Source organism: Synechococcus sp. CS-1332, assembly GCF_025127995.1.
GTDB lineage: Bacteria > Cyanobacteriota > Cyanobacteriia > PCC-6307 > Cyanobiaceae > Cyanobium.
In genome coordinates this window covers 41317-67293 of the sequence record NZ_JAHLYP010000039.1, presented here as the reverse complement: position 1 = coordinate 67293, position 25977 = coordinate 41317, and the positions used below count along the sequence as shown (strand labels likewise).

Genomic DNA, 25977 nt, shown 5'->3' with positions numbered 1-25977 from the left:
CCTCAGCTCACTGTTCCGCCTTGACGGAGCCACCGCCAGACAACCAGTTCTCCAGGCCCTCACCCAGAAATGAAAGGCCGAGCACCAGCACGAACATGGCAAAGCCTGGGAACAGGGCCGTCCACCAGATGCCGGTTGGCAACGCCGTCAGGGCCTGTTGTAGGTCGCTGCCCCATTCCGGAATGGTCTCCGGCAGTCCGAGCCCGAGAAATCCCAACCCCCCCAGCACCAGCACCGCATCGGCCGCATTGAGGGTGAGCAGGACCGGTACCGAGGTGATCACGTTGCGAAACAAGTAGCGGCGCAGGATCCAGGCGGGGCCGGCCCCCAGGGAGCGAGCCGCCTCGATGAACAGCTCGGCCTTCACCTGGGCCGACTGGTTGCGCACCACGCGGAAGTATTGCGGCACATACACCACGCAGAGGGCGGCGGCAGCGTTGGGCAGGCCCCGGCCAAGCAGAAAGGCGAGCACCACCGAGAGCAGCAGCACCGGCAAGGTGTACAAGGTGTCCATCACCAGCACCAAGACGCGGTCGACCCCTCCGCCGATGTAACCGCTCACCATGCCTAGCGGAACACCGATCACCAGCGCCAGCACCAAGGCGCTGAGCACCACCTGCAGGGCCACACTGCTGCCGGCAAGCGTGCGCACGCAGACATCACGGCCGAGACGGTCGGTGCCGCACCAATGCCCGAAAGAGGGGGGGGCGTAGATGGGATTCTCAAGGCCCGCATTGGGATCGGGCAACAGGCCGCCGTGCACCAGCAGTGGCGTGAGCAGGGCGATCAGGCCATAGAGCGCAACGATGGCGATGCCCCAGCGGGCCATGCGCGCCGAGAGGGTGCGGGCTCCGACCCGACTGGTCACCATGGTGCGTGCGTCAGAGATGCGGTGTGCTCGGACCCATCACGAGTACAACAGATTCGTTATAATAACCAGACTCGCGGAAATTGAGCTTCTGCTCATGTGCAGTGAGGCGGATTGGCGCAACAGTACCGTTGCCTTGGCGCCAATGTGGACACGGGCTGTCCAAGGGGCAAAGATCGGCCAGAAAACTAATACTGGGCAAACGTATGGTCGCGGCCTGACCCCTGTCAAGCCAGCCCATCTCAGCCAGCCTGGGACTGCCTTCACCTGTTTGAACGCGCAGGCGGAAGCAAGCGAGAAGGATTCCCACAAGGTTGCAAGACAATTCTCACGCTGGTATAATGTGAACAGATTGCGCCTCTCAACTCCAGAGAGCCTTCTTTCACTTTGGCCAAGCGTCGTACCGCCCTACCCATCCGATGACCAGCGCCCGCCTGCTGATCGTCGATGACGATCCTGAGATGCGCGGCTTCCTCACCTCCGAGCTTGCCGTTGAGGGGTATGAGTGTGAAGAAGCGGCCTGCGGCCAGCAGGCCCTGGGCAGGATCCGCAGCCAAACCTGGGATCTGGTGCTACTCGATTGGAACCTGCCGGATTTCAGCGGTGTGGAAGTGTGTCGACGGATGCGCAAAGGGGGAATTTCCACTCCCGTGCTGATGCTCACAGCCCGCGATGAGGTGCAGCAACGGGTGGAGGCGCTCGATTCCGGCGCCGACGACTACCTGATCAAGCCGTTCTCGATCGAGGAACTGTTGGCCCGAGTCCGGGCCCGCCTGCGTCGCAGCGGCATCGATGAACAGGAAGGAGGTGTGCTGCGGATGGCCGACCTGGAGGTGAATCCCGCCAGCCGGGAAGTGGCCAGGGGCGGTGAATCGATCCATCTCACGGCCAAGGAGTTCGATCTGTTGATGCATCTGTTGCGTCACCCCAACCAGGTGCAGGAGCGCCGCGCCATCCTCGATGCCCTCTGGGGCGAAAACTGGCTGGGCGACGACAACCTCCTGGATGTGTACGTGCGCTACTTGCGCCGCAAACTCGAGCCGGCGGGCCAGCCCACCCTGATCCAAACGGTGCGTGGCGTCGGCTTCATGCTGAAGGAAGGGCCACCCCGCTGACCACATCGCAGCTGCTGATCGTCGAAGACGACCCGCGCATGCGCACCTTCCTGGCCGGCGAACTGAATTGCGAGGGCTACGGCGTCAGCGAAGCCGAAGACGGCCAGGGGGCGCTGCTGCACCTGCGGGACGCCACGACGGATCTGGTGCTGCTCGACTGGACCCTGCCGGATTTCAGCGGCGTCGAGATCTGCCGGAGGCTGCGCTCCAGCGGTGACATCACCCCGGTGTTGATGCTCACCTGCCACGACGACATCCGCGACCGTGTCGAAGCACTCGATTCCGGCGCCGACGATTACATCCTCAAACCCTTCTCGATCGAGGAGCTGCTGGCCCGGATCCGTGCCCAACTGCGTCGCACCGCTTACTGGCGCGGGGTGGCCAACTCCGACCTGCTCAGCTGCGCCGATGTCACGGTGAACACGGCGACCCGTGAGGTGACACGGGCTGGCCAGGCGGTTTCCCTCTCGGTGCGTGAATACGACCTGCTTCTGTGTCTGCTGCGCGGGGCAGGGCGCGTGGTGGGGCGGGAGGAGATACTGAGGGACGTATGGGGCGAGAACCACTTCGGCGACGAGAACCTGCTAGGTGTCTATATCCGTTATCTGCGCCGCAAACTGGAGCCCGAGGGCCTGCCCACCCTGATCCAAACTGTGCGCGGGGTGGGCTTCATGCTCCGAGAAGGGGAGCTGCGCCCTTCAGACGCAACTGGAAATCAGCCCCCCCTTCCGGCCCATCCGCCACCGAAACACTCCCCCCCATCGCCTCCATCAACGCCCTGACCACCGCCAGGCCCACGCCGCTGCCGGGGATGGCGTGGGTCTGGCGCCCTCGACCGAAGCGTTCAAAGATCAGAGCTTTTTCGTTGTCCGGAACGCCAGGGCCGGAATCGATCACATGCACCACCACCCGATCGAGGCTGGCATCGAGCCGCAACTGAATCGGGCCGGCGCCTGGGTCGTATTTCTGAGCGTTTTCAATCAGGTTGGCCAGGCACTGCTCAAAGCGATCGGCCTCCCCCAGGGCGAAGGTGCGTGCCGACTGGGTGGCCCCGGGGCAGATGCGCAAGCGGCCGTAGCAACGCGACCGCAGCCGCTCCGCCACCCGCTCGATCGCCTGGGCCACATCGAAAGGCTCATAGGGCATGAGGGTGCGATGGGCCTCGATGCGGGTGAGCGCGAGCAGGTCCGCCACCAGCCGGCCCATCCGGCCCGCTTCCTCCTCGATCAAGGCCAGTTGCTCGGCCTGCTGATCGGAGAGATCGTGCGAGCGGCGCCGCAGGCTGCTGGCGTAATTGCGGATCAGGCTGATGGGGGTTCGCAGCTCATGGCTCACGCCATTGGCGAAGCCCCGCTGGCGCTCCCAGGAGGCCGAGAGACGATCGAGCAGATCATTGAAGGCCAAGGCGATCGGCACCAGTTCCTTGGGCTGGGAGGCCACCAACACCCGCTGGCTGTCGAGGCTGTCGGAACTTATCGCCTGCATGCGCAGGCCGAGATCATGCAGGGGCGAGAGGCCCCGCACGAGCACGGGCCGCAGCAACAGCCCCGTGAACAGGGTGGCCACACCGGCCGCCGCCGACAGAAGAATCAGCAGCAGCCGCTGCTGGGCCAGTTTCTGGGTAATGTCCTCCAGGAAGCGGAGGCGTACGGTGCGCGCCCCCAGCTGAATCTGCTGCGAACTGGTGAGATAGGTAAATTCTCCAGCCCGCACCACCGCCACCTGTTCAGATCCCCTCTTGAGGCCGGGGAGGCGGGTCAGTGGCAGTCCGGTGGGAATCGAGAACAACCGGATCTGATCGGCAGCGCCAAAGGGAACCCCCTGGTCGGTCTCGACCCAGCCCAGAAAATTGGGGCTGATCAACTGGGCCATGGTGGTGCTGATGGCCTCAAAGGTATGGGGAACAGGCTTGCGCGCAAGCAGCACTCGACGCACGCTGGCCGCAGTGGCACGGTGCTGGCTGCGCCGTTCCTGGCTGGCCAGCAGCGCTGTGGCCACGATCAGCAGGGCATAGCCGCCCAAAACGGCCAGCAGACTGAGTCCCAGAAGCCGCCGCCGGATCGAGAAGGCCTGGGAGGCTGGCCTCAGGGGCCCCAACGACCGAGAGAATGGAGATAGATTCATTAGAGAATCATTAGACCTCGACAAGATCCCACTCGAATTTGATGCTAGTGGACAATGAAAGGTCCTCCAATAACGCTCAGGCTCAGGGCGACGAAGTCCTCAGGATCTCAGTCGCAGCAATGGTTTAGCAGCTTAGACAATCATTACAGCCCCTTCCGGGTAGGAGGGTTCTCCGTCGTGGACGAAAGGCAATTTCATTGCATAAGCTAGGTTTTGTAAAGAGCTCTGAGCTTTCCGATGAACATCTCCCCCAAGACCAAACTCGCCCTGATGCGCAGCCTGCGCGAGAAGAAATCCAAGGTGGCCAAGGGCTTCACCCTGATCGAGCTGATGATCGTGGTGGCGATCGTGGGCATCCTCTCCGCCGTCGCACTGCCCAACTTCCTGGGCGCACGGGCCGCCGCCTCCGCCGGTGCCCGCGTGGGTGAGGTGATCGGCCTGGCCAAGGAATGTGCCACCTTCGTGGCTTCTGGGGGCGTAGGTGCAATACCGACCTCCGCATCTGGTGCCGGGACGACTACTTCCTGCTCTACTACTGGCCAAGGCACTGTATCTGGAGGCTTTACAGCTGGAGCCGCAGGCGTTAGGTGCCTCGGCCAAACCTCCACAACAGGTAGTTCGTCAGTCACCGTCACGGTTGCTTCTGGCACTGGCGCGATGACCTGCACCTTCGGCTGATTTCCGCCTGGGCCTTTCCTGCCCATGGTTCGGTGCTCAAGCAAACAACCAGGCGGGCCCCAGTGCCCGCCATTTTTCGTGGCCACTGGAGTCATCCGTCCGGGCTGGTCCGGTTCCGCCCTGGGATCCGGGATCCGGCCAGCGGTCAGGGAACCCGGGAGAGCATCTGGGTGAAGGAGCGTTCCAGCTCCCTTGCCAGCCCTGCGCCATCGAACAGACAACTAGCAAGCACCTGATCCTGCAAGAGCTTTTTCCCTTGCCGATGCCGACCATGATCAGCCGCCAGCCGCTGGGCAATCCTGCTGAACTCCTGCGGGGTGCTGCTGATCCAATCGGCGTGTCCAATCGCCTTCAGCACGGAGCTGCTCATCCGACCGGAGGTGGCATTGCCACGGATGCCGATCAGGGGTACCCCCATGGAAAGAGTGTCAAAAGCTGTGGTCGCTCCACTCCAAGGCGTTGTGTCAAAGCCAATATCGATGAGATTGAAAGCATCCATGTGCTCCTGCCAGGAGATTGTCTTCCCGAGGAAGGAAACCCGATCTGGATCCACACCAAAGCAGGCCAGAGCCTTGAGAATCTTCTCACGCAGCATCGGCACTACCGTCAGCCGATCCTTGAGAATAAGCAGGCTGCCCGGAACGGCCTGAAGAGCCTCTCCCCAGAAACAAAGCGTCTGGTCGGTGAGCTTCTGAAGGGAACTGAAACTACCAAAGACCGGTCCATCATGGGTAGCTCTCGAGCAGGCGGCCGGCAACCCATCGGAATAGCTTCGGGCCATCCAAGGCCGCGGCAACCTCCATGGTTTCTCCGAAAAGTCCCGGACCAGTTCTGGGGAGAGAAGTTCATCATCACCGATGAAGTAATCGATGGTGTCCAGGCCCGTAGTGGCGTGAAAGCCGATGTAATGGCACTGCACCGGAGCGCAGCGCTCCGCAAGAATGAACAGGCTGGCTGAGTGGGTGTAGCCCGAGGTTTCCAAGATGATATCGTACTGCTGCTGGCGGATGAACTCCCGTGCCTCGATATCATTGAGGCCAGCCAAACGATGAGATGCACTCGCCAACGAACAGAGATAATCAGAACGGGGATCACTCCAATCACGACAGGAGATCAGATCAATTCTGAACTTGTCTCGGTCATAGTTCTCGAGCAAGGGGGTCATGAACATGCCAACGACATGATCCCCAATCTCTGAAGACAGGATGCCGATCTTGATGACATCCTGGCAAGCGTCTGCCGATGGCCCGGCTGACGGAGCCTCCGGCACATGGCTCGAGGACATCACAATAAGAGTGGACTGAGAACCCCGAAATGAACGCCACATATGAGCGGCTACTGCTTTCATTCGAGTCACCTCCGGTTTGCCACAGGTCGACAACAGGGCCAGGAGGAGATAGGACGCCAGGACATTCCCCGGATCATCCGACAACACCTGATCGTAAATACTCCGGGCACGGTCATTATCCCCAAGCCGGAAATACATCTGCGCCATGTTCAGAGACAGAACCTCATGCTCGGGGTTGTGCGGGAAGTTCTTGATGGCCGCTTCATATTCCTGGGCACCCAGATCAGGCCGATCCATCTGCCGCAGGCAATCAGCGAGCGTGATGACGGTATCCACACCATGGTCCCGCTGGGGCAGAGACTTCCTGAAGAAGTCAGCAGCTTGCTCATACTCCTTGAGATTCTTCAGGGCCAGTCCCATCAGATAATTGAAGTCCTTGTGCTCGGAGTCAAAAGAGAAAAGCCCTAACAAGACTTCCAGAGCCTCTTCATTTTTCCCCATTCCGATCATCGCAAGACCACAGCTCGCGTAGATATCGCCCAGGCCGGAAGAGTCCGATCGCTCGACGCCATGATGGAAGAAATCTCCATAGAGGTCAACGGCCTCATCAGGCCGCCCTTGCTCTAACAGGAACGTACCCAGTCGGTAGATCAATGATGTCGACTGAGGGTCCATCGAAAGGGCGTGCCTGAAGGCAGCTTCGGCTTCCTCGGCCTCACCAAGCTCGTAAAGCAGTCCCCCATAGAGGCTCCAGCTTCGCGCCGACAGGTGCCCCTGCGTGATGGCAAAGCCACACGCAACCCTCGCCTGATCCATCTGCTGCAACCGGATCCCAGCCTGCGCGAGGCTCAACCATTCCTCGGGAGTAGCGTGGTTCTGCTCCAGCAATTCAGCCAGAATACTTACTGCGTCCGCTTGATTCTCCGCCTCAAACTGCTCACTAGCTGCTTGAATACGCTCCCTCAGGCTGACTGGAATCTCCAACTGCTCCTGGATGCACCAGGCTGGCTCAGAAGAAACAACAGACAATTGTAGGGGATCGATTAGATTCATCTTACCATCAAACATCTTGGGTTTGTCGACCTCTGATGGCCCCTTAGGTGCCCTGGGCATCCCCGGCTTAATTCTTGGGCGACGTCGCATGAATTGGCCATTACGGAAGAGATTTTTCGCTACACACTGCCCCCATCTCAGAGATTGGATTGCCCCAAAATGGGCGCTGATGCCCGCCGCAGCCGTGAGCAGAGGCGCCTTTCGGGCTGGGCCGCCGTCCCCCGAAGCACCCGATGCAGAAGCGTTAAAACGTGCCGAGCCTTCAGCCGCTCGTCCCCATGCGGGTCTCCGTCTCGATCCTCTGCAGCCCTCCAACCGCGGCCTCGAACTTCTACTGAAGCTGCCGCGCTGCAGCTCGTAGGGCTACTCCCGGCTGACGTCCGCCGCCATGCACTACAGCACCCCCCCCCCACACCAGCAGCCCGAAGCTCACCGCCACCAGCAGTTCCACGAGCGAAAACCCCGCCTACATCATCACGGAACGCGATAGCGCCAAGACACAGCTCCGGTGGATAAGGAGCAAGGCGGAGCACCCCGAGGGGCGGGGTCATTCCCGAACTGCCGAGGCTCTGCCATCAGGAAGCCATACAAGCCCCCATCCCAGGCTGAAGATCCAATCGAAGAAGTTGCCAACGTTGGCGCTGGTGCCATGACGCTTGCACTTCAAGCCGCTCAGAGCGACGCCTTGGCCCCCTTGGCGCAGCCCGCTGACCCGAGCCTCAGCCCCGAGCCATTCGCTGCTATGTGCATCGCCAACCCAGAGGAGGTGAAACCGGTACCCGCAACAGCCATTTGCTGATGCGCCTTCTGGCCAGGCCTAGGCTGTCAGCCGACAGCGCAAACTGAGTGCCCTCAACCAGATTTAAGTCGAACACATGCGGCCGGCGTACAAGTGGTCGACAACGGCATTGGTTGATCAGCCATACACAACTAAAAATCAAGCAAAAAGCTATCGGGAACGAAGAATTCGCAACATATTCACACGGACCGTGCAATTTGAATCTCTGACAAGAGCGTTCAATGTGTTGAATCACAACCCGATCACGCCCCTCGATAAACGTACCACTAAGGCAAGATCAGCTTTTCGCACAAAATGTGAACTCATAATCCGAAATGGCCGACTCCACATCAATCAAATGACAGAGAAGCGGAATGGCAAAGAATTCATTGTATCTGCGATCTCGTGAATACGTCAAACAGCGAGATGGATCATTGTGAATCGTAGAGACGTCAAGCGAAGGATTCCAAAGACTGCAACCATTTGCGACAAGCTGTGCCGCAAAGATGTTCTTGCAACCTGCAATTCCCAACGAATGTCTCACGGTCTCCTTGAGCATCCTGCTGATGCGATGCGTTTTGATGATCCATGTGTCTTGCGACCAGGAGGGATTCTCAATGGATGGCAGCGCGCCATCAAGCTCACGCCTTGTCAAGGCGATCATTGAGATGTTCATGGTCAACCTTGCAGCCGCTTCTGCGATATCGATGCTCATCATTATGTCGTTGTTAGCATATACTGCATGACCATCATCTTCGGCCAACTCTGAAACGCAATCTAGAAAGTCTGCAAATGTAGTCCTGCGGCCAATTTTCATGGTTTTAGCCTCAGGAAAGACTGACAGATCAGCATCATCCTCTAACAAAAGAGTAACCGAATCCAAGATTCCTAGGCTCAAATTAAAATGGAGTGTATCCAGCAACTGGCTGGCCTTAGCAGGCTCACATGGATGGTAATGCCGTGTAATAGAATGAATCATTCCACAAATCCCAAGTTCGATGCAGGGTTTAAGATCAAGAACGTCTTCACCCAGAACAACGTCAGTCCGGCGGGAGGAGTCAGCTGAAATGATCCCCCAGTCTAGAAAGCAAACACGCTTAAATCGAGCACCAAACACGTAGCTACTGCCAAGTCTGAGCTGGATGCCCTTAACTGGAATAGGCATGCCCCATACATCGCCAACCAAGATGGTCGCCAACAATGAAGTTGTCCGATCGGCGACAAGCTCGTTGTCCGTTCGGGATCCCAACTTCAGCCTGGGGATCTCCATTAAACTGGCTTTAAAGCTTGCGCTGGGACCATGATGCTTGCAGCTCCAGATGCCGATGCAATGGCGCCCTTGCACCTGCCTGCTGATCTGCGCCTCAGCCCCGAGCATTTCACCGCTGTGTGCATCGCCAACCCCCAGGCGGTGCTGGAACTCACCGCCGAAGGTCATCTCATCCACATGACGCCCACAGGTGGTGAAACCGGCGCCCGCAACAGCCGTGTGTTGATGCGCTTGCTGGCCTGGGCCGACGGCGTGGGAGGCTGGCGGGTGTTCGACAGTTCCACGGGCTTTCCTCTGCCAGTAGCCGCAAGGCTTCTCCGCAGGAGTTGGCTCGGTGCTCAGTCCCGATGCCTCTCTGGTGCGCCTGGAGCGCTGGCAAGCGCTCACCGCAGAGGAGCGCCTCAGTTTCCCGCCCTTCTGCCCCGATCTGCTGGTCGAACTCGCCAACCCCGGTGACGAAGGCCCCCGTGGCCTCACCGCCCTGCGCCGCAAGATGGCTGCTTACCATGCTAATGGCGCCCAACTGGGCTGGCTGCTGATCCCCGAGCAGCAGGCTTTCGAGATCTGGAGCAGCGTCGCCGATGGCGAGCCCCAGCGCCTCCAAGGGGCAATGACGCTCGAGGGTGGAGAGCGATTCCCCGGGTTGAGCCTGGAGCTGACAGAGATCTGGGAGGCCTGAACGCCGGGTGATGACCCTGCGTGGCTTTTCGCAAGGGTGGCTCACCTTCTGTGAGCGTGGAGAGAGTCTTCGTGGATCTCGACAGTCGACTCACCCATGCCATGACCCATTTTCCAGGCTGTACATTGTGTACAGCCTGGAAAATGGGTCAGAACCTCCTGCACCCTGCCGCTGCTCTCCAGTCTGGAACTTGCTGACAGCCCATGACGCTGGTGCGGGCGCGGATCCTGCCGCTAACTGGCTCGGTGGAGGGGAGAAGTCTCATTCCCTACCCATTCGGAGCATCTCCGCGATTTGTTCCCGCAACAGATGACCTCCACGCTCGCTCGTCAAAGGGTCACGGCCTACGATTAGACCATGTTGTTTACTCGCATCAGCCACGATCCGGCCGTTATGGGCGGCAAGCCTTGCATACGCGGGCTGCGTATCACGGTCAGCACGATCGTTGGGCTGATCGCCAGTGGCAGCAGCCGGGAGAGGATCCTCCAGTCCTACCCGCAGATCGAAGAGGCCGACATCGATGAGTCTCTGGCCTATGCCGCCTGGCGCATGGAAGAGCGGGAAGAGGCACTGGTCCTGAACTGATGGACAGGTTGCTGGTCGACATGAACCTGTCTGTTCGGACGATGCTCGCTCTCAGTAGCGACAACGGACCCAGCATCCTTCAAGTGCGCTGTTTCAACGTGCTGCCAGAAGTGATTGGGCACCTCGTGCTCTCTGTGCTCAAGACCTACGCCGAAGAGATCGAGCAGGGGGCACTGGTTGTTGCCGACGAGCGCCGGGAGCGGGTGCGGATCCTGTTGCTCACCCCCCCGCCCCCATCCGCACGGTCGTTTCGATCCGCTGGATTCCACCCCCGGCAGGCTCGAACTCCTGCCGCAGCTGCAGGCGCAGCAGGCCGTCCGGCTCTGAGGCGGCCTCCAGACCTGGATCGGCGAGCCCATCCAGCAGCACCCTGTTCTGGGCCGCACCCGCGCTTGGTTCGCCGTGCAGCCCGAAGGCCGGGCCGCAGCGCATCAGCACCCGGCCCCGCCAGATGGCGCTGGGGGCGCTGCCCACCGTGTAGGTGATCGGGCCGGCCGGCGTCTGCAGCTGCAGCACCGGATCCCGCCACCCAAGGCCGCAGGCGGCACCGACCCCGTGGGCGAGGTCCACCCGCTCGGCCAGCAGCAGGTCGCCCCGCAGCAGGGCCAGCACCCGCTTCTGTTGGCCCCGCTCCCGCAGCTGGCGCACCATTCGGTCGACCTGGCGGCCATCCGCCACCAGCGCCTGCAGCACAACCCCCCACACCAGCAACCCGAGGCAGGCCGCCAGCAGCAGCTCCACCAACGTGAACCCCGCCGCTCCGGCGGCTGTGATCGTCCTGGAACGCAACAACGCCATGGCGAAACTCCGATGGATAGGGAAAGGACGGCTCAGGGCCGCGGACCCGGCAGGCAGCCGCCCGAGCCCTGCCGTCCCAGGCGTGTCACCCCCAGCGGCAGGGCCACCACCACACAGCGCACCAGGTCGGTGCCCTCGGTGCTGAGCAGCACGGTGCCGCCGTCGATGATCAGCCCGTTGCTGGTGAAGCGCACCACCTGCGGCAGGTTGTGGCTGACGGTTACCTCCGGCCCGCCGCCCAGGCCCTCGCCGAGATCGATGCCTGCTCCTTCGCAGGCGGGCAGGCTGCTGCCCTGGGGCTCCTGCCAGCCGCTGGCGGTGAGCGCCAGGGCGCAGGGCTGGCCAAGGCGCAGGGCAGCATCGCGCCCCCGCTCGAGCCCGACCATCACCCGGCGGCTGGCGCCATCGAGCCGGGCGGCGGCCAGCTCCGTGCTGGCGGAGGACAGCCCCAGCTGGGCCAGCAGGCCCACCAGCACCAGGGCCAGCAGGGTTTCGGGCAGCGTGAAGCCGCCAGGCTCAGGGGTTGCCACCGCTCCCTCCCTGCTGCTGCACGGGCCCGCAGAGCCCCAGAACCGCCGGCACATAGAGCCGCTGGCGCGGTGTGGCCTCCCCCTGCACCACCAACCGCAGCACCACCCCATCGCCGCTGGCCGACGGCTCCAGCACACGCGCCAACCCCTGGGCCAGAGGGTCGGCCGCCAGCACCTGCAGCACCTGGGAGGCGGCCGTTGTGCAGTCGCCGCCGCCTGGGGCGAGGCGGCGCAGGGCCGTTTCGGCTCGCACCAACGCGGCCTCTGCCTGCTCCATCCGCTGCTGCTGACGCTCCTCGGCCACAGCCGCCGCGCCCGCCAGGGCCCAGAGCTGCAGCGAGGAGCTCGCCGCCGCGGCAAACACCGTTGATCCGATCAGCAGTTCCAGCAGGCTCATGGCGCCACCCCCCGCAGCCCCACCAGGCGCACGTCGATGATCTGCGGCTGCGGCTGGGCGGGGGGCTGGGCGGGAAGCAGCTCCACCGCGAAGGCCCCCTGGCGCCTGGGCTCGTTGCCGGCGGCGGCCAGCTCCAGCAGCAACTCGGCCGGGGCCAGCTCCGGGCGCCAGCTCACCAGCCGGTAGGAGCTGCCCAGCACCTGGCCGGCCTTGAGGGAGGCGATCGCCTGGGCGGGAGCGCAGGCCAGCCCCTGGGAGTCCCACTGCGCCAGCGGCAGCGTCAGCAGGCAGGGTTGGCTGCGGTGAAGATCGGCCAGCAGCTGCTGGCCCGCCGAGGCCAACCGGTCTTCCGCCTGGCGCTGCTGCTGCTCCCGGATCCCCTGCAGGCGCACCTGGAGGCTGGCGGTGTGGGCCGAGAGGCTGCCCAGCAGCAGCACCAGGGAGGCCCCCATGGTCAGGGGCAGCACGAACCCCTGCGATCGGGGGGGAAGATGGCGGCAAACCAATAAGGCCATGGCGGTGACAGCAACGTCTCCTTAAGAGTTCCCAGCCGAGGACAGCAGGTAAAGCAAGGAATCCTTGTTTCCGGGCAAAGCCGGCTGCGTCCATGGTCCTTGCCAAGCGCACCAGCAAGAACCAGCTCACCTTGCCCAAGGCCGTGGTGGAGGCTGTCGGGATCGCCGACTACTACGACGTGGCCACCGAGAACGGTCGCATCGTGCTCACACCCGTCCACCCAAATGCTGCCTCCAACGCTCGGACCCGCCTGCAGCAGCTGGGGATCACAGAAGCGGATGTCGCCGCCGCTGTTGCATGGTCTCGCCAGGAGTGACCATCCGCGTTGTTCTCGACACGACTGTGTTGGTGTCGGCGCTGCTGTTTGAGAACGGCCGCCTGGCCTGGCTGCGCCGGACCTGGCAGAGCGCCGCCATCACACCTGTGCTGAGCGAATCCTCCGCCCGCGAACTGATCCGAGTGCTTGCCTACCCCAAGTTTCGGCTCACGCGGCCAGACATCGATCGGCTGCTGGCGGATGTGCTGCCTTGGTGTGAAACTCACGCCGGCCCCATCAAGGCTGGTCAGCTCCAGGTTCGTGATCTGAAGGACCAGGTCTTTCTCGACCTGGCCCTGGCGGCTGGCGTGCCGGTCCTCGTCAGCGGGGATGGCGATCTGCTCAACCTGAAGAACCAGCTGCCCCCTTGTTGATCCTGACACCGGCTGAATTTCAGATCTGGCTTGACGATCCCTGATCCGCGCTTGGCCTGTCAGTGTTGCCAAGGGAATGATGCACCAGCGGCCCATGAACCATCGCCGGCACACGGACACCCGCGATGAGGTCGACAGCATCGTGAATCGCCACCAGCTGGACTATTCCCTGGGCCAGCTGCGGCTGGTGGGGTTGCTGCTGCTGGTACTGGAGTTGAGCACCCTGCTGCTGGCCGGCAGCTTCGCCAGTGTCGATGCTCCCGCCGGCCGGCTCAACGGCCTGATCGGCCTCTCCCCCGCCCTGCCGCTGCTGCCCGTGGGGTTCGGCCTCTACCTGATCGGCGGCGGCCACCGGCGCCACCGCCGGGAGCAGCCCTGGACCGGCGCCCTTCACCGCACCCTGCTGCCCCTGGGGCTGCTGCTCCTGCTGCTGCTGCCGGCGGTCACGATCCATGACGCTGCCACCCTGTTCAGCCAGCGCCAGCTGGCACCCCTCTCCCCCCTCCAGGAGCACCTGCTCAACCCCGTGCGCCTGGTCACCACCCTGCTCCTGCAGGGCATCACCGGCGCCGGGCTGGTCGTGATGCAGCTCCGTGGACGGCGCCAGATGCAGCGGGTGGGGCTCACCCCGGCCCTGTTCTTCCGCACCGACGCCATGGGGCCGGTGCAGGAGCACCGGAGGCGCTCGACGGATTAGGAACGGCCCGGTGGCGGGGTGGAACCGCTGGGCGAGGAAACTGCGCCCCAGAGGTCAGCCTGTGGGCCGGGAAACTCGCTGTCGGCCGGAGGAAGTGGAGGTGTTGCGCGGTGGATGTCCGGGTCTGTACATCCTGTACAGAATCCGTTTTGCGCTGCGGGAGGTCAGGCCGTGCGCTGAAAGTCCTTCCGACCAGGGACAAGCCCTCTGCCGCATGGCCGCACGCAAGCGAGCTGATCCTTTCGATCCCGAACGGCCCCCTTGACCGGCCACTCCTCGCCAGCCACAGGCTTCAGGCCAGGCCCGCAGCTTCAGACCCAGCTCACTGATTCAGCTTCAGCACCGCCATGAAGGCCTCCTGGGGCACCTCCACCCGGCCCATCGCCTTCATGCGCTTCTTGCCCTTGGCCTGCTTCTTGAGCAGCTTCTTCTTGCGGGAGATGTCGCCGCCGTAGCACTTGGCCAGCACGTCCTTACGGATGGCGCTGATGCTTTCGCTGGCGATGATGCGGCTGCCGATCGAGGCCTGGATTGGAATCTTGAACTGCTGCCGTGGGATCAGCTCCTTGAGCTTCTCCACCAGACTCTTGCCCACGTTGTACGACTTATCGCGATGCACGATCGTGGTGAGCGGATCGGCCCGTTCGCCGTTGATCAGCACATCGAGCCGAACCAGTTCGTTGCGGCGGTACCCGATCAGGCTGTACTCCATCGATGCATAGCCCTTGGTGCGGCTCTTCATCTGATCGAAGAAATCGGTCACCACCTCCGCCAGCGGCATCTCGTAGTGGAGCGTCACCCGATCGGTGGTGATGAACTTCATGTCGATGAACTCGCCGCGCCGCTCCTGGCACAGCTCCATCAGGGCGCCGTTGTACACGTTGGGGGTGTAGATCTCCAGCTTCACATAGGGCTCTTCGATCGATTCCCGCTTCTGGGGATCGGGCAGGGTGGCGGGGTTGTCCACCATCAAGGTGCTGCCGTCGATCATGTTCACCTGGTAGATCACCGAAGGGGCGGTGACGATCAGATCAAGGTCGTACTCCCGCTCCAGCCGCTCCTGCACGATCTCCATGTGCAGCAGGCCCAGGAAGCCGCAGCGGAAGCCGAAGCCCATGGCGCTGCTGGTTTCGGGCTCAAACTTCAGCGCCGCATCAGAGAGCTGCAGCTTGTCGAGGGCCTCGCGCAGGTCGGGGTATTGGTCGGCGTCGGTGGGGAACAGGCCGCAGAACACCATCGGTGTGGCTTCGGCATAGCCCGGCAGCGGCTCGGTCGCCGGATTGGCCGCCAGGGTGATCGTGTCGCCGACGCGGGCATCGGCCACCGCCTTGATCGAGGCGGCCAGATAGCCCACCTCGCCCGCATGCAGGCTGTCCACCTGGCGCTGGTCCGGCGCCATCACGCCCACCTCGTCGAGTTCCACCACCTTGCCGCTGGCCATCAGCAGCACCTTGTCCTTGCGGGCAATCACGCCGCTGATCACACGGAAGTAGACGATCACGCCCCGGTAGGGGTCGTAGTAGGAGTCGAAGATCAGGGCCCGCAGCGGTTCATCCGCCTGGTCCTGCGGCGCCGGCACCCGATCCACCACCGCCTGCAGGATCTCGGGCACCCCCAGGCCAGTCTTGGCGGAGCAGTTAATGGCCATCGACGTGTCGAGCCCGATGATCGCCTCGATCTCCGTCTTGATCCGATCGGGATCGGCCCCGGGCAGGTCGATCTTGTTGAGCACCGGAATGATCTCCAGATCGTTCTCCAGCGCCAGATACACGTTGGCCAGCGTCTGGGCCTCCACCCCCTGGCTGGCATCCACCACCAGCAGGGCGCCCTCGCAGGCCAGCAGGCTACGGCTCACCTCATAGGAAAAGTCGACGTGGCCCGGCGTGTCGATCAGGTTGAGGATGTAGGTCTGGCCGTCGGCCGCCTTGTACTCCATGCGGGCGGCCTGGAGCTTGATCGTGATGCCCCGCTCCCGCTCCAGTTCCATATTGTCCAGGAACTGGGCCTGCATGTCCCGGGCCGCCACGGTGCCGGTGTCCTGCAACAACCGATCGGCCAGGGTCGATTTGCCGTGGTCGATGTGGGCGATGATGCAGAAATTACGGATCCGCTGGGCGGGAACGTCGGTCATAGGGGAACAGCAACCGGCGACCCCAAGAGCCACCGCAAGATGGATCGATCCTAGGCAGCGGCGGCAGAGGCGATGCCGAGTCGCCGCAGCAGCGGCAGCCGCTCGCGGGCGAAGGTCTCCCAGAACTCCTGCAGCTGACTCAGGGCCTGCTCAGGGTCCTCGATCGGTTGTCCCTGCTTGTCCTTCACATTGCCGCCGGCCATGGAGATCCCCATCCACACCAGCTGCACCACGTCTTCGGAAGCCAGATCCGCATGGGCAACCTGCAGGAAGAACGCCTCCAGCACGCTGATGGGGATCGGTTGCAGAAGCACCGGCGAGAGCAAGGCCCCGATCTCCTCACCCGCCGTGGTCTGCTCGAGGCCGAGTCGGTTGAAGCCGGCGACGGAACGCTGTAAAGCCTCAGCACCGGCCTGGGCCGGGACACCGACGCCGATCACTCCCGCGCCGATGAGAACGGAGAGCCGCATCAGCAGGTCGTCGAGATCCAGCGAGGCCTGATCCAGGAGCCAGCCCAGGCTCACGGGCCGATCGGCGAGGGTGCCCTTCAAGGCCCCCATGAAGTCGGCATCAACGCCAAGCCGACCGAGACTCGTTGAGAACTCATTGGTGTCCTTCTCCGATGCGGCGCCCAGGTGAAGGGAAAGATCCGCCATGGCCTGGCGACGCCACGGCCGAGAGGGTGGGCAGGGGCCCTTGGCAAAAAGATCGCGCCGGAACGTCTGGTTGATGGCCAGATCCAGCAGCACCTCCCGCATCGACAGATCGACCGCCCCCATCACCTGGGTGCGCCGCTCGTCATCCAGCATGTCCGGGAACATCTCCGGCAGCGTGGCCGAGCCGATGTGGCTGAGGCCATGGGCCGCACAGAGGCGGTGCATAGGGCCCACATACAGGGGTTGATGGGCCGATTGGTATTCCCCCACCAGATACGCCTCCGGCATGGGCTGAAGAGCCTCGACCAGGGCTCTGAGCCCCGGCAGTTCCTTGCCGAGAGGCAAGGTGTTCTCCTCGGTGCCCGTGAAGCCTGTGAGGGTCTGCGCAGCCTTGCGAATGCCCGCCACTGAGGTGCTGCCCCCGGCGCGCAGGGCCTCCTCCACGCTCAGCATCTGCAGGGTGCTGCGCGACAGCCAGCCCGGGTAGGTGTTGTAGGAGCAGTAGAAAATCCCGCCCGGCCGCAGCAGGTTGCCCGCCGCAGCCACAAGAGCGTTCCTCACCGCCTCGCCCACCCAGCTCGCCAGCCCATGGGCGACCACGACGTCATACGCCTCCGGCCAGCTGCAGCAGGGGCCGGTGCTGGGCCGGCCTGCCGCGAAGGTCGTCAGATCCGCCAGGGCGAAGTGCACATTGCTCAGGCCTAGGGCCTCTGCTTTGGCGCTGGCCTCGGCGATGTGGGTGGGGTTCAGATCCAGCCCGTAGAAGCTGGCCTGCGGGTGGGCGGCGGCGTTGAACAGCAGGTTCAAGCCATGGCCGCAGCCGAGATCCAGGTAGCGGAACCCCGTGCTGACCAGGCCGGGATCGAGCCGGTGGCGACCGCCCATGAGCGTCGCCAGCACAAGCCAGGACACCGACAACTCCCGGTGGATGAAGGCCCCATAGGTCTTGTCGATGGGATAGGCGGGCTTGGAATCCATCCCGGCGAGGCAAGCGCTTTGGGCGCAGGATGGCTCAGGAAACGGCCCCTGCCATCTGCGGGGGCCGTTTACTGAGCGTCGACCACCAGCTGGCGCCCCACCAGCCGACCGCGCGCCTCGTCTGATTCGGCCCAGGGCTTCCTAAGCTTCTGGAAAGCTCTCTCCTTAGCGATGACCACCGACGTGACCACCGAGACCGCCAGCCCCGAAACCGGCACCGACCCCCGCGCCCTCACGATCGAGAACGTCGAGCGGGTGCTCGACGAGCTGCGTCCCTACCTGATGGCCGATGGCGGCAACGTCGAAATCGTCGAGATCGACGGACCGGTTGTGAAGGTGCGTCTGCAGGGCGCCTGCGGCTCCTGCCCCAGCAGCACCATGACCCTCAAGATGGGCATCGAGCGAAAAATGCGTGAATCGATTCCGGAAGTGAGCGAAGTGGTGCAGGTTCTTTGAATCCAGTCTGAAAGATGCCGGAGGAAGCCTTCCCACCGGGAAGGCTTTTTTATGACCATTTGTCATCTTTCTCTTCCGCGCCTCCCAGCTGATTCAGCAGAGCACCTCAGGGAGAAAGGCGGTTCTCATCGTAACTTGAAGTTGCCGCAAGAACACTGCTGTTACCAACTTTTTTGGTCTATGGAAGCGGAGGGGGGGGAGCGATGACGAGACACCTACTGCTACGCGCACTCGCTGGCTCGTCCAGACGTGGGGGCGGCCGGCGGCCCTCCGGAACCCGCGGTTCGATGGCGGCCACCTTTCTGATCGTCATGGCGGTGCTGCTGGGAAGCCTGGCGATCTCGAACCGTTCCAGCATGGCCGAGCTGGCCTCTGCTTATCAGAGCCAGGGCCGCGATGCGAAGGCTGCCGCCGACATCGGCATGGCGGCCGTGGTCAGCGAGCTCAATCGCCACCGCAATCGCCAGCTCCTGGTCAACGCCTGCCTGCTGGAGACGGCCACGCCGTCCGCCATCGCCGCCAACAACGCCGTCAAGGTGGTGGATGGGCGGGCCTTCGCCAACATTGGCGCCACCTTCCTCACCAGCACCACGATCCCCACCGCCCAGACGCTCAACGTCGGCGATGGCTCCCAGCAGCAATGGCGACTGGTGGACGTGGACTGCTCCGGCGCCACGGCCGCCCTCGTGCGGCAGGGCACGGTGGCCAACCCCATGAGTGGTGCCGCCGCCGTGCCCCCCACCACCGGGGAGCTCACCCTCACCGTGCGTGGCTTCGCCCTCCGCGGCGGCGCCGTCGTGGCCACCAGCACCCTGCAGCAGACCCTGGAGGTGGTGCCCAAATGCCTCGACCGCAGCCTGCGCGGCCTGGGCAATGCCTTCGGCAACGACATCCGCCGCTGCGCCCTGGCACCGAACTTCGGCTTCGTCGCCGGGGCCGCCGACGACAACACCGGCGATCTGGTGATCTCCGGTGGCTCCTACAACCTCAACGTCGATCCGGTCACCTGCATCGCCACCAGCCCATCGGGTTGCGTCGACGGCCTCTCCAGAACCAGCGTGAACGTGGTCGACATCAACCTGCCTCCCCCCCTGCCCACCGCCAACACCACCTGCCGCAGCGCCACGCCCCCGGCCTCCTGCAACGTCACGGTGAGCAGCGACCTGACCCTGGCCACCCGCAACTTCGCCACCTGGCCGGCCCCCTGGAACACGCTCTGCAGCCGGGAGGATGTCAACGGAGGGGCGTCGCCCCCCGGCACCTTCCAGACCATTTCCTGCAGTCTGAACCGCCTCAGCACCAGCAACAACGTTGAATTGTTCATCGACACCAGCGGCACCACTGCCGCCGAGTCGATTCCCGTGAGGCTTCACTTCCCTAACGCCTCCACCAGTGGCCAGAAGAGCGTCACGCGGGGCAACGGCTCCTCGGGCATCTTCCAGTGCGATTCCGATGTCGGTGCCATCACCTGCACCACCACCACCCAGGGCGCCCCGCGCGCCGCTGACATGGCCCTGTTCGGCTGCCGAACTGGGGCCCCCGCCCCCTGCGGGGCCCAGTTCCTGGATCTCGGCAACGGCAACGGTGCTTCCCAGAGCATGTTCCTGTACTTCCCGCTCGGCAACGTCGAGATGGGTGGCACACCGGATTTCAAGGGGGTGATCTGGACAAACGATTTCAGGGCCAACGGCAACATCACCGTGACAATCTCTCCGAGTGATCTGGAGAGCGTCTGTGGCCTGATGAAGTTCTGCGGCAGCGATGATTCGATGTATGAAACCTTCGCCATTGATTACATCACCAGAGCCGTCAAGCGACACACCTATTCCTGATCCACCGTGAAACGCTCCCCCCCCACCCCCTTCCAGCCGCCGCGCCGGCGCACGCGGGGTTCAGGCGGCTTCTCCCTGGTGGAGCTGATGGTGTCGTCGGTGCTGCTGGTGCTGGCCCTCACCGGCACGTCGGTCCTGTTCGTGGAATCGAACCGGAGTTCAGCGGCGGCCAGCCTGCGCTACCGCCAGCAGGCCTTGGTGGACACGGATCTGGCCCGGGTGCGGCGGCTGAACGACCGCTACACCTGCAGCTCCGGCACCTGCACCAGCCTCGGAACCCTGGAGCTCGGCAAGAACGATTTCTTTCCTTTGCCCACCTCCTCAGCCGCCACGGGCAACAGCACCGCCGGCAACAGCTTCGAAGCCCTGTGCAACTCCACGAGTCTGATCACCCCATTGCTGGCGGACATCGGCGCCGCCCCGTCGGCCCTGACAACGGCCGGCATCACTTACCAGATCGACCCGAACAACCAGGGACAACAGACCATCAGCGAATTCGGTACCAACGTGACCCGCAATCTGCACCGCTACACGATCACCTACACCAACAGCACGAGCGGCGAACTGCTGCGCCGGGTCACCCTCGTGCCCACCACCGTCGCCTGGTGCCCCTGATGAAACACCCCTCCCACGCCGGTTTCAGCCTGGTCGAACTCACCGTGGTGGTGGCTGTGGTGGGCATCCTTTCGGCCGTCGGGATCAACGCCTCCGGCAATGAATGGCGGCGGGAGCGGGTCAACGCGGTGGCCACCGAACTGGCGGGCTGGCTGGAAACGGTGCGGCGCACCTCCCTCAAGGGCAACGCCTGCCAGGTGAGCATCAGCGGCGGCAGCCTGACGCCCGGCGCCACCCTCGCCACCGCCTCGGAATTGATTTCCAACCCCACCATCGCCAACAACTGTCTGACTGGCCAGCCGCTGCAGATCAGCGGAACCATGGGCTCCTCCACCTACGTGATTGCCCCTGGCGGCAACACCAGCTTCAAGTTCACCCCCCGCGGCACGGTCAACGCCGCAGCCGCCAACAGCCAACTCACCAGCCCGATCGTGATCGAGATCTCCCTGACGGGCACCAGCGGCCCCCTGCGTTGCGTGCGCATCTCCGAAGGCCTCGGCCTGATCAGCGTCGGCGCCAGCAACTCCACCGGCGGCACCTGCCCCGACAGCAGCTACGGCGGCACCCTCTGAAGCTATGAAAGACCTCACCACCCGCCTCCGACGTCGCCCCCACTGGCACCGGGGCTTCACCCTGGTCGAACTGCTGATCACCTCGGTGATCATGGGCGTGATCTTCGCCACCGGCAGCAATGTGATGGTGACCCAGATCCGCGTCTCCGCCCAGCAGGAATCGGTCCGGCGCCTGCAGGACCACTGGGGCCGCATCAACCATCTGCTCGACAGTGAGATCACCGAATCGGCCTCGGCGACCGCCGTTGCCAACACCTCCCTCACCCTCACCCTCGCGGGCGGTCAGACGATCACCTACACCCTCAACGACCGCACCCTGACCCGATCGGGCCCGCCCATCAACGACAACGGCACCCTGAATCTCACAGCGGGCACCCCCAATGTGTCCTCAGTGCTGCTCACCAACGTCGATGCCTTCGCGCCCACGATCACCAACAGCCGCGAGCCCGCCTACACCTTGGCCATAGCCGATGGGCTGGGGGCATCGTTCACGGGACTCTCCAGCTCCAGCCGCTCGCGCACCTCCAGCTACCCCTGAACGCCACCCCGATGCGCCGCCGCCATCCCGCCCTGCTGCTGCCTCTGCTGCTGCCCCTGCTGTTGATCGGCTGCCAGCGGAGCCAGGTGGTGGTGAGCGACGAGCAGCGGGCCGCTTGCCGCGGTGAGGCCGAAAGCGCCGCCAGTCCCGAGGAGGCCCTGAAACGCAATGCCGCCTGCCTGGCCGCCGCCCTCAAAGGGCAACGCAAGCCGCCGGCCCCAGCCAGCCCCCCGGCGGTGGTGGCCACGCCACCGGCCGCTGCGCCCATTGATCGCTACCGCTACTGCCGGGTGCACCAGGACGACGTGCGGGCGGCCTCGGCCCGCCTGACCAACGCCGCCAAGCCCCTGATGCTGGCCTCCAAGCGCTATGCCCCCGAAAGCGAGGAGGTCCGCGCCGCCCAGCAGGCCTATGACGCCGCGCTGGCGGAACTGGAACGGCTGCTGCCGCCGGAGATCCGTAACGGCATGGATCTGCTGCCCACCGCGGCTGAGGCCTATGGCCGCTGCGATCGTGAGGTGATCGAACGAACGCCCGGTCCGTAGGCTGCCCAAAAGACGATGGTCTCTCCGTGCTGGATCAGCGCCTGCTGCGCAACGACCCGACGCTGATCACCGCCCCCCTGGCGCGGCGCGGTCTGGCCACCGACCTCTCAGGCCTGCAGCAGCTGGCCCTGCAGGCGCGCGATCTGGAGCAGCAACGCAGCGAGTTGCAGGCGGAGGGCAACCGCATCGGCCGCGAGGTGGGCGAACGCATCCGGGCCGGAGCCGCCCCGGGCGGGGACGAGGTGAAGGAGCTGCGAGAGCAGGGCAACCGCATCAAGCAACAGGTGGCGGAGCTGGAGGAGCAGGAGAAGGGGATCGAGACCCAGCTGCTGGAGCAGTTGATGGTGCTGCCCAACCTGCCCTCGCCCCTCTGCCCCACGGGCCGCAGCGAGGCCGACAACGTCGAGGTGAAGCGCTGGGGCACCCCGAGGCAGGCCGCTGCCGGCGTCGAAAAGCTCCAGGAGCACTGGCAGATCGCCGAGCGGCTGGGCATCGTCGACACCGAGCGCTCGGTGCGCATCGCCCAGAGCCGCTTCGTGACCCTGCTGGGCCAGGGGGCCCGGCTGGAGCGGGCCCTGATCAACTTCATGCTCGATCGCCACGCCGGGCGGGGGTACACCGAGGTGCTGCCGCCGGTCCTGGTGAACACCGCCAGCCTCACCGCCTCGGGCCAGCTGCCCAAGTTCGCCGAGGAAAGCTTCCGCTGCGCCGAGGACGACCTCTGGCTCACCCCCACCGCCGAGGTGCCGGTCACCTCCTTCCACCGCGGCGAGGTGCTCGCCGCCGAAGCCCTGCCGCTGAAGTACGCCGCCTACACCCCCTGCTTCCGCCGCGAAGCCGGCTCCTACGGCCGCGACACCCGGGGCCTGATCCGCCTGCACCAGTTCAACAAGGTGGAGCTCTACTGGTTCTGCCGCCCCGAGGACTCGGAAGCGGCCCACGAGCAGCTCACCGGCGATGCCGAGGCGATCCTCGAGGCCCTGGAACTGCCCTACCGGCGCCTGGAGCTGTGCACCGGCGATCTGGGCTTCTCCGCCGTTCGCACCTACGACCTGGAGGTGTGGCTGGCGGGGGCCGGCACCTACCGGGAGATCTCCAGCTGCAGCAGCTGCGGCGATTTCCAGGCCCGGCGGGCCTCGATCCGCTTCCGTGACGGCAAGACCACCCGCCTGCTGCACACCCTGAACGGCAGTGGTCTGGCGGTGGGCCGCACCATGGCTGCCCTGCTGGAGGCGGGCCAGCAGGCCGATGGCAGCGTGAAGCTGCCCCAGGCGCTGGTGCCCTACTTCGGAGCGGAGGCGATCACGGCCGTCTCCTGAGGCGCCAGCGATTTTGGCAGGGCCCCCAGCCGTTGCAACATGGGCAGCCGCAGGCCGATGAAGTCAGAGGCAATGCGCTCGATGGTGCCGATCTGGGCGTCTGGATCCGCCACAACCGTCTTATCGGCCTCGAGCAGCTGCACACCCATCTGCTCCAGACCCATCAGCACGCAGGTGCTCAGCATCGGTCCCTCCAGACCCTCCACAACGGCCCGGTGGATCAGGACTTCCACCGGGGAGATGGCGCTCACCGTCCCGAGCTGCGGCAACAGCAGGGAGCCGTAGGGCTTGCCCTGCTCGATCAGCCGGAACAGGATGACGTTGACACGCTGGGCCTCCTCGGCCGCCGCCACTCCCACCGCACCGCGATCGAGGCCGATCCGGCCGTCATGGAGCAGCATCGCCACGATCGGCAGCACCCCTTCGGGTGCCTGGCCACTGATGGCCACCAGCTCAGCCAGGGTGCGACGACCCTCCCGCAACGCCGCATCGATTGGCCCGTAGATCTTGGGATCGCCCACCACCTGGCCGAAGGTGGTGGTGAACAGGTAAGGCTCCTCGGCCTTCTGGCCCCCAGGGCCAGGTGGTGTGGTCTCCTGGCCCTGCACCACCAGGGCCGCCAGCCGTTCCTCAGCCTGAAGGCGCGTCAGCGGCAGGGCTCCTTTGACGAACAGATCGCGGCGAAAGGCCTTGTTCGTGGCCAGATCGATCAGGGTCTGGCGGATGAGGGGATTCGCCTCCTCAAAGACGGCTTCCTTCAATGACGGTGCAAGCAGCTCATCGAACAGTTCCGGCAGGGTGGCGCTGCCGAGATGGCGCAACTTGTGCTGACTGCAGCGTTGATGCATGTCAGACACATAGAGCGGCGCCCAGCCCTGGCAGCCGAATTCCCCGCAGAGATAGTCCGGGTTGTCCTGGCTGATCCAGTCGAGCTCCGCTTCCAGTGAGGGAAAAGACCTGCCCATCGGCGTGGGCGACTCGTCGGATCCGATCAGCCGCCGCAGGCTGGCCACGGTTTTGTGGATCGTCGCCATGGGCTGGGAAGGATCACTGCGGTCCAACTCCAGGGAGTAGAGCTTCTGAAACGCCGACCGCGCCAGCCAGCCCGGGTGGGTGTTGTAGGAGCAGTAGAACAGACCACCTGGGATCAGGGCCGCAGCGGCCAGCTCCAGGAGGGCCGCCTGCACGGGTTCGGCGATCCAGGTGGCGATGCCGTGGGCACAGACGTAGTGGTAGAGACCGTTGTGGCCTGGGGTCAGGCCCAGGGGTGAGGCATCCTGCTGCAGCACCACGAAGTCCGCTTCGAGAAAGCGGATGTTGTTCAGGCCCAGCTGATCCGCCAGCCACTGCGAATGGCTGATGTGCTCAGGGTGGAAATCAACGCCGACAAAGGATCCTTCGGGGTAGTTGGCGGCCATAAGACACAGGCCGAAACCCATGCCACTGCCCAGCTCCAGATAGGAGAAAGGGCTACCTTCCGTGGGCCTGGGGGGCGTATGCCCCTTGACCAGGGAGGCGAAATCAAGCCAGATCGGAGACAGTTCCCGGTAGGTGCCGCAGGTATAGGTGGATTGCGAGTAGTAGCCCCGATCCCAGTGCATGCAGGCGCGGGCTAACGGATGAACTGTTCTGCACCTGCCGCCACGCGAATCGTCTGTGGTGGGAAAGTAGCGGTGGTGGTGGGAACGGAAAGGGTCAATACGATCGTCGCCGAGCGGCAATCGTTAGACACCGTGGGGGTGAAGGCGGTGACACCATCAAGTACCACCGAACCGGTCTGGTTGTTGGCCACCGTGGCATCCAGCCGGCCATTGCTGAGAATCCGCGGGCCTGAGCGCAGCACCTGGCCCGTGCCCGCATTGAAGCTGTAGGTAATCACCCGCTCCTCCGGATCATTATTGGCCACGTCCATAGGAACGAGCAGGTTGAAGTTCGTGGCCGGGCCGGTGACAGTCGCACAGCTCACAGGGACTGCAACGGTGCCTGGTGTGCAGACGGTGTCGTTCGCGGGAGGCGTGCCGGATTGCAGCCGGCATGCCTCATTCGCTTCAGAATTCACCAGAAAATTGAACTTGCTGAGGTCGCGTTGCAGCTGCACCGCCCACATCGTGGCATTGGTGGAATTCATGTGCGACACCATCACACTGGCAGCGGCAGCAACAGCGATCCCCCCCAGGGTGATGCCGATCAGCAGTTCCACCATGGTGAAACCACGCGCGCTTGGGAGGTTCCGGCTGGTGGCCAGGGAAAGCCGGGAGGAAGGATGCAT

The 25977-nt window shown here is 64.0% G+C and carries 27 protein-coding genes and 1 pseudogene; 16 read left to right on the top strand and 12 right to left on the bottom strand.

What is annotated here, in order from left to right; genetic code table 11:
- Window positions 1-7 precede the first annotated feature (7 nt).
- A complete protein-coding gene (locus KQ305_RS08700; protein ID WP_259725032.1) occupies window positions 8-829 on the bottom strand; it encodes an ABC transporter permease in 822 nt (273 codons plus the stop codon).
- A gap of 458 nt (window positions 830-1287) precedes the next feature.
- Here KQ305_RS08700 and KQ305_RS08695 point away from each other — a divergent pair, with 458 nt between their 5' ends.
- Together KQ305_RS08695 and KQ305_RS08690 are read left to right on the top strand one after the other, a co-directional pair.
- Entirely contained in the window at window positions 1288-1983 is a 696-nt protein-coding gene (locus tag KQ305_RS08695; RefSeq protein WP_106220558.1) for a response regulator transcription factor, read from the top strand.
- On the top strand, window positions 1980-2765 hold the full coding sequence (locus KQ305_RS08690; RefSeq protein WP_259725031.1) for a response regulator transcription factor: 786 nt from the start codon (window positions 1980-1982) through the stop codon (window positions 2763-2765). Before KQ305_RS08695 ends, KQ305_RS08690 begins: the two co-directional genes overlap by 4 nt.
- Here the strand turns inward: KQ305_RS08690 and KQ305_RS08685 are convergent.
- The gene (locus KQ305_RS08685) at window positions 2653-4080 is read right to left on the bottom strand and encodes a sensor histidine kinase KdpD (protein WP_259725019.1); all 1428 of its coding nucleotides are present in this window, start codon (window positions 4078-4080) and stop codon (window positions 2653-2655) included. The genes KQ305_RS08690 and KQ305_RS08685 overlap by 113 nt on opposite strands.
- A gap of 264 nt (window positions 4081-4344) precedes the next feature.
- Between KQ305_RS08685 and KQ305_RS15350 the strand changes: the two genes are divergently transcribed.
- The gene (locus KQ305_RS15350) at window positions 4345-4785 is read left to right on the top strand and encodes a prepilin-type N-terminal cleavage/methylation domain-containing protein (protein ID WP_311134334.1); all 441 of its coding nucleotides are present in this window, start codon (window positions 4345-4347) and stop codon (window positions 4783-4785) included.
- A gap of 145 nt (window positions 4786-4930) precedes the next feature.
- On the opposite strand, the gene KQ305_RS08675 is transcribed toward KQ305_RS15350, so the two are convergent.
- Complete coding sequence (locus KQ305_RS08675) at window positions 4931-7102, bottom strand: tetratricopeptide repeat protein (protein WP_259725018.1); 2172 nt, start codon at window positions 7100-7102, stop codon at window positions 4931-4933.
- Between the two features lie 1100 nt (window positions 7103-8202).
- On the bottom strand, window positions 8203-9342 hold the full coding sequence (locus KQ305_RS08670; protein WP_259725034.1) for a hypothetical protein: 1140 nt from the start codon (window positions 9340-9342) through the stop codon (window positions 8203-8205).
- On the opposite strand from KQ305_RS08670, the pseudogene KQ305_RS15445 reads away from it, so the two are divergent.
- From KQ305_RS15445 to KQ305_RS08660, 3 genes and pseudogenes are all read left to right on the top strand, one after another.
- Window positions 9292-9414: pseudogene (locus tag KQ305_RS15445) on the top strand (Uma2 family endonuclease); the annotation flags it as partial. The gene KQ305_RS08670 and the pseudogene KQ305_RS15445 sit on opposite strands and share 51 nt — an antisense overlap.
- Before the next feature lie 94 nt (window positions 9415-9508).
- Entirely contained in the window at window positions 9509-9853 is a 345-nt protein-coding gene (locus KQ305_RS15345; protein WP_311134333.1) for a Uma2 family endonuclease, read from the top strand.
- Between the two features lie 357 nt (window positions 9854-10210).
- Window positions 10211-10438, top strand: a complete 228-nt coding sequence (locus tag KQ305_RS08660) for a DUF433 domain-containing protein (protein ID WP_259725017.1) — start codon at window positions 10211-10213, stop codon at window positions 10436-10438.
- Between the two features lie 219 nt (window positions 10439-10657).
- Here the strand turns inward: KQ305_RS08660 and KQ305_RS08655 are convergent, their stop codons facing one another.
- From KQ305_RS08655 to KQ305_RS08640, 4 genes are read right to left on the bottom strand one after another with little or no spacing between them, the layout of a single operon-like run.
- Window positions 10658-11236 (bottom strand): prepilin-type cleavage/methylation domain-containing protein, encoded by a 579-nt coding sequence (locus KQ305_RS08655; protein ID WP_259725016.1) that lies wholly within the window; start codon window positions 11234-11236, stop codon window positions 10658-10660.
- 32 nt (window positions 11237-11268) lie between these two features.
- Entirely contained in the window at window positions 11269-11766 is a 498-nt protein-coding gene (locus KQ305_RS08650; RefSeq protein WP_259725015.1) for a GspH/FimT family protein, read from the bottom strand.
- Window positions 11753-12163: a hypothetical protein gene (locus KQ305_RS08645; protein WP_259725014.1), complete on the bottom strand. Its 411-nt coding sequence runs from the start codon at window positions 12161-12163 to the stop codon at window positions 11753-11755. Before KQ305_RS08645 ends, KQ305_RS08650 begins: the two co-directional genes overlap by 14 nt.
- Window positions 12160-12678 (bottom strand): hypothetical protein, encoded by a 519-nt coding sequence (locus KQ305_RS08640; protein WP_259725013.1) that lies wholly within the window; start codon window positions 12676-12678, stop codon window positions 12160-12162. Before KQ305_RS08640 ends, KQ305_RS08645 begins: the two co-directional genes overlap by 4 nt.
- A 92-nt stretch (window positions 12679-12770) precedes the next feature.
- Here KQ305_RS08640 and KQ305_RS08635 point away from each other — a divergent pair, with 92 nt between their 5' ends.
- The 3 genes from KQ305_RS08635 (at window position 12771) to KQ305_RS08625 (ending at window position 14066) form a co-directional block, all read left to right on the top strand.
- Entirely contained in the window at window positions 12771-12995 is a 225-nt protein-coding gene (locus tag KQ305_RS08635) for an AbrB/MazE/SpoVT family DNA-binding domain-containing protein (protein ID WP_259725012.1), read from the top strand.
- A complete protein-coding gene (locus KQ305_RS08630) occupies window positions 12992-13369 on the top strand; it encodes a putative toxin-antitoxin system toxin component, PIN family (protein ID WP_259725011.1) in 378 nt (125 codons plus the stop codon). The genes KQ305_RS08635 and KQ305_RS08630 overlap by 4 nt, the downstream gene beginning before the upstream one ends.
- 94 nt (window positions 13370-13463) lie before the next feature.
- Window positions 13464-14066 (top strand): hypothetical protein, encoded by a 603-nt coding sequence (locus KQ305_RS08625; RefSeq protein ID WP_259725010.1) that lies wholly within the window; start codon window positions 13464-13466, stop codon window positions 14064-14066.
- Window positions 14067-14388: 322 nt separating this feature from the next.
- Here the strand turns inward: KQ305_RS08625 and lepA are convergent, their stop codons facing one another.
- Both lepA and KQ305_RS08615 read right to left on the bottom strand, forming a co-directional pair.
- Complete coding sequence (lepA, locus tag KQ305_RS08620; RefSeq protein WP_259725009.1) at window positions 14389-16197, bottom strand: translation elongation factor 4; 1809 nt, start codon at window positions 16195-16197, stop codon at window positions 14389-14391.
- 50 nt (window positions 16198-16247) lie between these two features.
- On the bottom strand, window positions 16248-17831 hold the full coding sequence (locus KQ305_RS08615) for a class I SAM-dependent methyltransferase (RefSeq protein WP_259725008.1): 1584 nt from the start codon (window positions 17829-17831) through the stop codon (window positions 16248-16250).
- A 171-nt stretch (window positions 17832-18002) separates the two neighbouring features.
- On the opposite strand from KQ305_RS08615, the gene KQ305_RS08610 reads away from it, so the two are divergent.
- The 7 genes from KQ305_RS08610 (at window position 18003) to serS (ending at window position 23708) form a co-directional block, all read left to right on the top strand.
- Window positions 18003-18287, top strand: coding sequence for a NifU family protein (locus tag KQ305_RS08610; protein ID WP_259725007.1), 285 nt, complete (start codon window positions 18003-18005; stop codon window positions 18285-18287).
- 287 nt (window positions 18288-18574) lie between these two features.
- On the top strand, window positions 18575-20119 hold the full coding sequence (locus tag KQ305_RS08605) for a hypothetical protein (RefSeq protein WP_259725006.1): 1545 nt from the start codon (window positions 18575-18577) through the stop codon (window positions 20117-20119).
- A 6-nt stretch (window positions 20120-20125) separates the two neighbouring features.
- Window positions 20126-20734, top strand: a complete 609-nt coding sequence (locus KQ305_RS08600) for a prepilin-type N-terminal cleavage/methylation domain-containing protein (RefSeq protein ID WP_259725005.1) — start codon at window positions 20126-20128, stop codon at window positions 20732-20734.
- Window positions 20734-21306 carry a Tfp pilus assembly protein FimT/FimU gene (locus tag KQ305_RS08595; protein ID WP_259725004.1) on the top strand — a complete coding sequence of 191 codons (573 nt, stop codon included), beginning with the start codon at window positions 20734-20736 and terminating at the stop codon, window positions 21304-21306. Before KQ305_RS08600 ends, KQ305_RS08595 begins: the two co-directional genes overlap by 1 nt.
- A gap of 4 nt (window positions 21307-21310) precedes the next feature.
- Window positions 21311-21844, top strand: coding sequence for a type II secretion system protein J (locus tag KQ305_RS08590; RefSeq protein WP_259725003.1), 534 nt, complete (start codon window positions 21311-21313; stop codon window positions 21842-21844).
- Window positions 21845-21855: 11 nt separating this feature from the next.
- On the top strand, window positions 21856-22389 hold the full coding sequence (locus KQ305_RS08585; protein ID WP_259725002.1) for a hypothetical protein: 534 nt from the start codon (window positions 21856-21858) through the stop codon (window positions 22387-22389).
- A gap of 26 nt (window positions 22390-22415) precedes the next feature.
- On the top strand, window positions 22416-23708 hold the full coding sequence (serS, locus tag KQ305_RS08580; protein WP_259725001.1) for a serine--tRNA ligase: 1293 nt from the start codon (window positions 22416-22418) through the stop codon (window positions 23706-23708).
- Here the strand turns inward: serS and KQ305_RS08575 are convergent.
- Together KQ305_RS08575 and KQ305_RS08570 are read right to left on the bottom strand one after the other, a co-directional pair.
- Window positions 23672-25309: a class I SAM-dependent methyltransferase gene (locus KQ305_RS08575; protein ID WP_259725000.1), complete on the bottom strand. Its 1638-nt coding sequence runs from the start codon at window positions 25307-25309 to the stop codon at window positions 23672-23674. The genes serS and KQ305_RS08575 overlap by 37 nt on opposite strands.
- Before the next feature lie 11 nt (window positions 25310-25320).
- Window positions 25321-25977: a prepilin-type N-terminal cleavage/methylation domain-containing protein gene (locus KQ305_RS08570; RefSeq protein WP_259724999.1), complete on the bottom strand. Its 657-nt coding sequence runs from the start codon at window positions 25975-25977 to the stop codon at window positions 25321-25323.

Excerpts from the sequence above, each read along its gene's own strand:
- KQ305_RS08700 (WP_259725032.1), bottom strand. The coding sequence starts at position 829 with ATGGCCCGCTGGGGCATCGCCATCGTTGCGCTCTATGGCCTGATCGCC.
- KQ305_RS08695 (WP_106220558.1), top strand. The coding sequence starts at position 1,288 with ATGACCAGCGCCCGCCTGCTGATCGTCGATGACGATCCTGAGATGCGC.
- KQ305_RS15350 (WP_311134334.1), top strand. The coding sequence starts at position 4,345 with ATGAACATCTCCCCCAAGACCAAACTCGCCCTGATGCGCAGCCTGCGC.
- KQ305_RS08670 (WP_259725034.1), bottom strand. The coding sequence starts at position 9,342 with ATGACCTTCGGCGGTGAGTTCCAGCACCGCCTGGGGGTTGGCGATGCA.
- KQ305_RS08660 (WP_259725017.1), top strand. The coding sequence starts at position 10,211 with ATGTTGTTTACTCGCATCAGCCACGATCCGGCCGTTATGGGCGGCAAG.
- KQ305_RS08655 (WP_259725016.1), bottom strand. The coding sequence starts at position 11,236 with ATGGCGTTGTTGCGTTCCAGGACGATCACAGCCGCCGGAGCGGCGGGG.
- KQ305_RS08645 (WP_259725014.1), bottom strand. The coding sequence starts at position 12,163 with ATGAGCCTGCTGGAACTGCTGATCGGATCAACGGTGTTTGCCGCGGCG.
- KQ305_RS08640 (WP_259725013.1), bottom strand. The coding sequence starts at position 12,678 with ATGGCCTTATTGGTTTGCCGCCATCTTCCCCCCCGATCGCAGGGGTTC.
- KQ305_RS08635 (WP_259725012.1), top strand. The coding sequence starts at position 12,771 with ATGGTCCTTGCCAAGCGCACCAGCAAGAACCAGCTCACCTTGCCCAAG.
- KQ305_RS08625 (WP_259725010.1), top strand. The coding sequence starts at position 13,464 with ATGAACCATCGCCGGCACACGGACACCCGCGATGAGGTCGACAGCATC.
- lepA (WP_259725009.1), bottom strand. The coding sequence starts at position 16,197 with ATGACCGACGTTCCCGCCCAGCGGATCCGTAATTTCTGCATCATCGCC.
- KQ305_RS08615 (WP_259725008.1), bottom strand. The coding sequence starts at position 17,831 with ATGGATTCCAAGCCCGCCTATCCCATCGACAAGACCTATGGGGCCTTC.
- KQ305_RS08610 (WP_259725007.1), top strand. The coding sequence starts at position 18,003 with ATGACCACCGACGTGACCACCGAGACCGCCAGCCCCGAAACCGGCACC.
- KQ305_RS08605 (WP_259725006.1), top strand. The coding sequence starts at position 18,575 with ATGGCGGCCACCTTTCTGATCGTCATGGCGGTGCTGCTGGGAAGCCTG.
- KQ305_RS08595 (WP_259725004.1), top strand. The coding sequence starts at position 20,734 with ATGAAACACCCCTCCCACGCCGGTTTCAGCCTGGTCGAACTCACCGTG.
- KQ305_RS08590 (WP_259725003.1), top strand. The coding sequence starts at position 21,311 with ATGAAAGACCTCACCACCCGCCTCCGACGTCGCCCCCACTGGCACCGG.
- KQ305_RS08585 (WP_259725002.1), top strand. The coding sequence starts at position 21,856 with ATGCGCCGCCGCCATCCCGCCCTGCTGCTGCCTCTGCTGCTGCCCCTG.
- KQ305_RS08575 (WP_259725000.1), bottom strand. The coding sequence starts at position 25,309 with ATGCACTGGGATCGGGGCTACTACTCGCAATCCACCTATACCTGCGGC.
- KQ305_RS08570 (WP_259724999.1), bottom strand. The coding sequence starts at position 25,977 with ATGCATCCTTCCTCCCGGCTTTCCCTGGCCACCAGCCGGAACCTCCCA.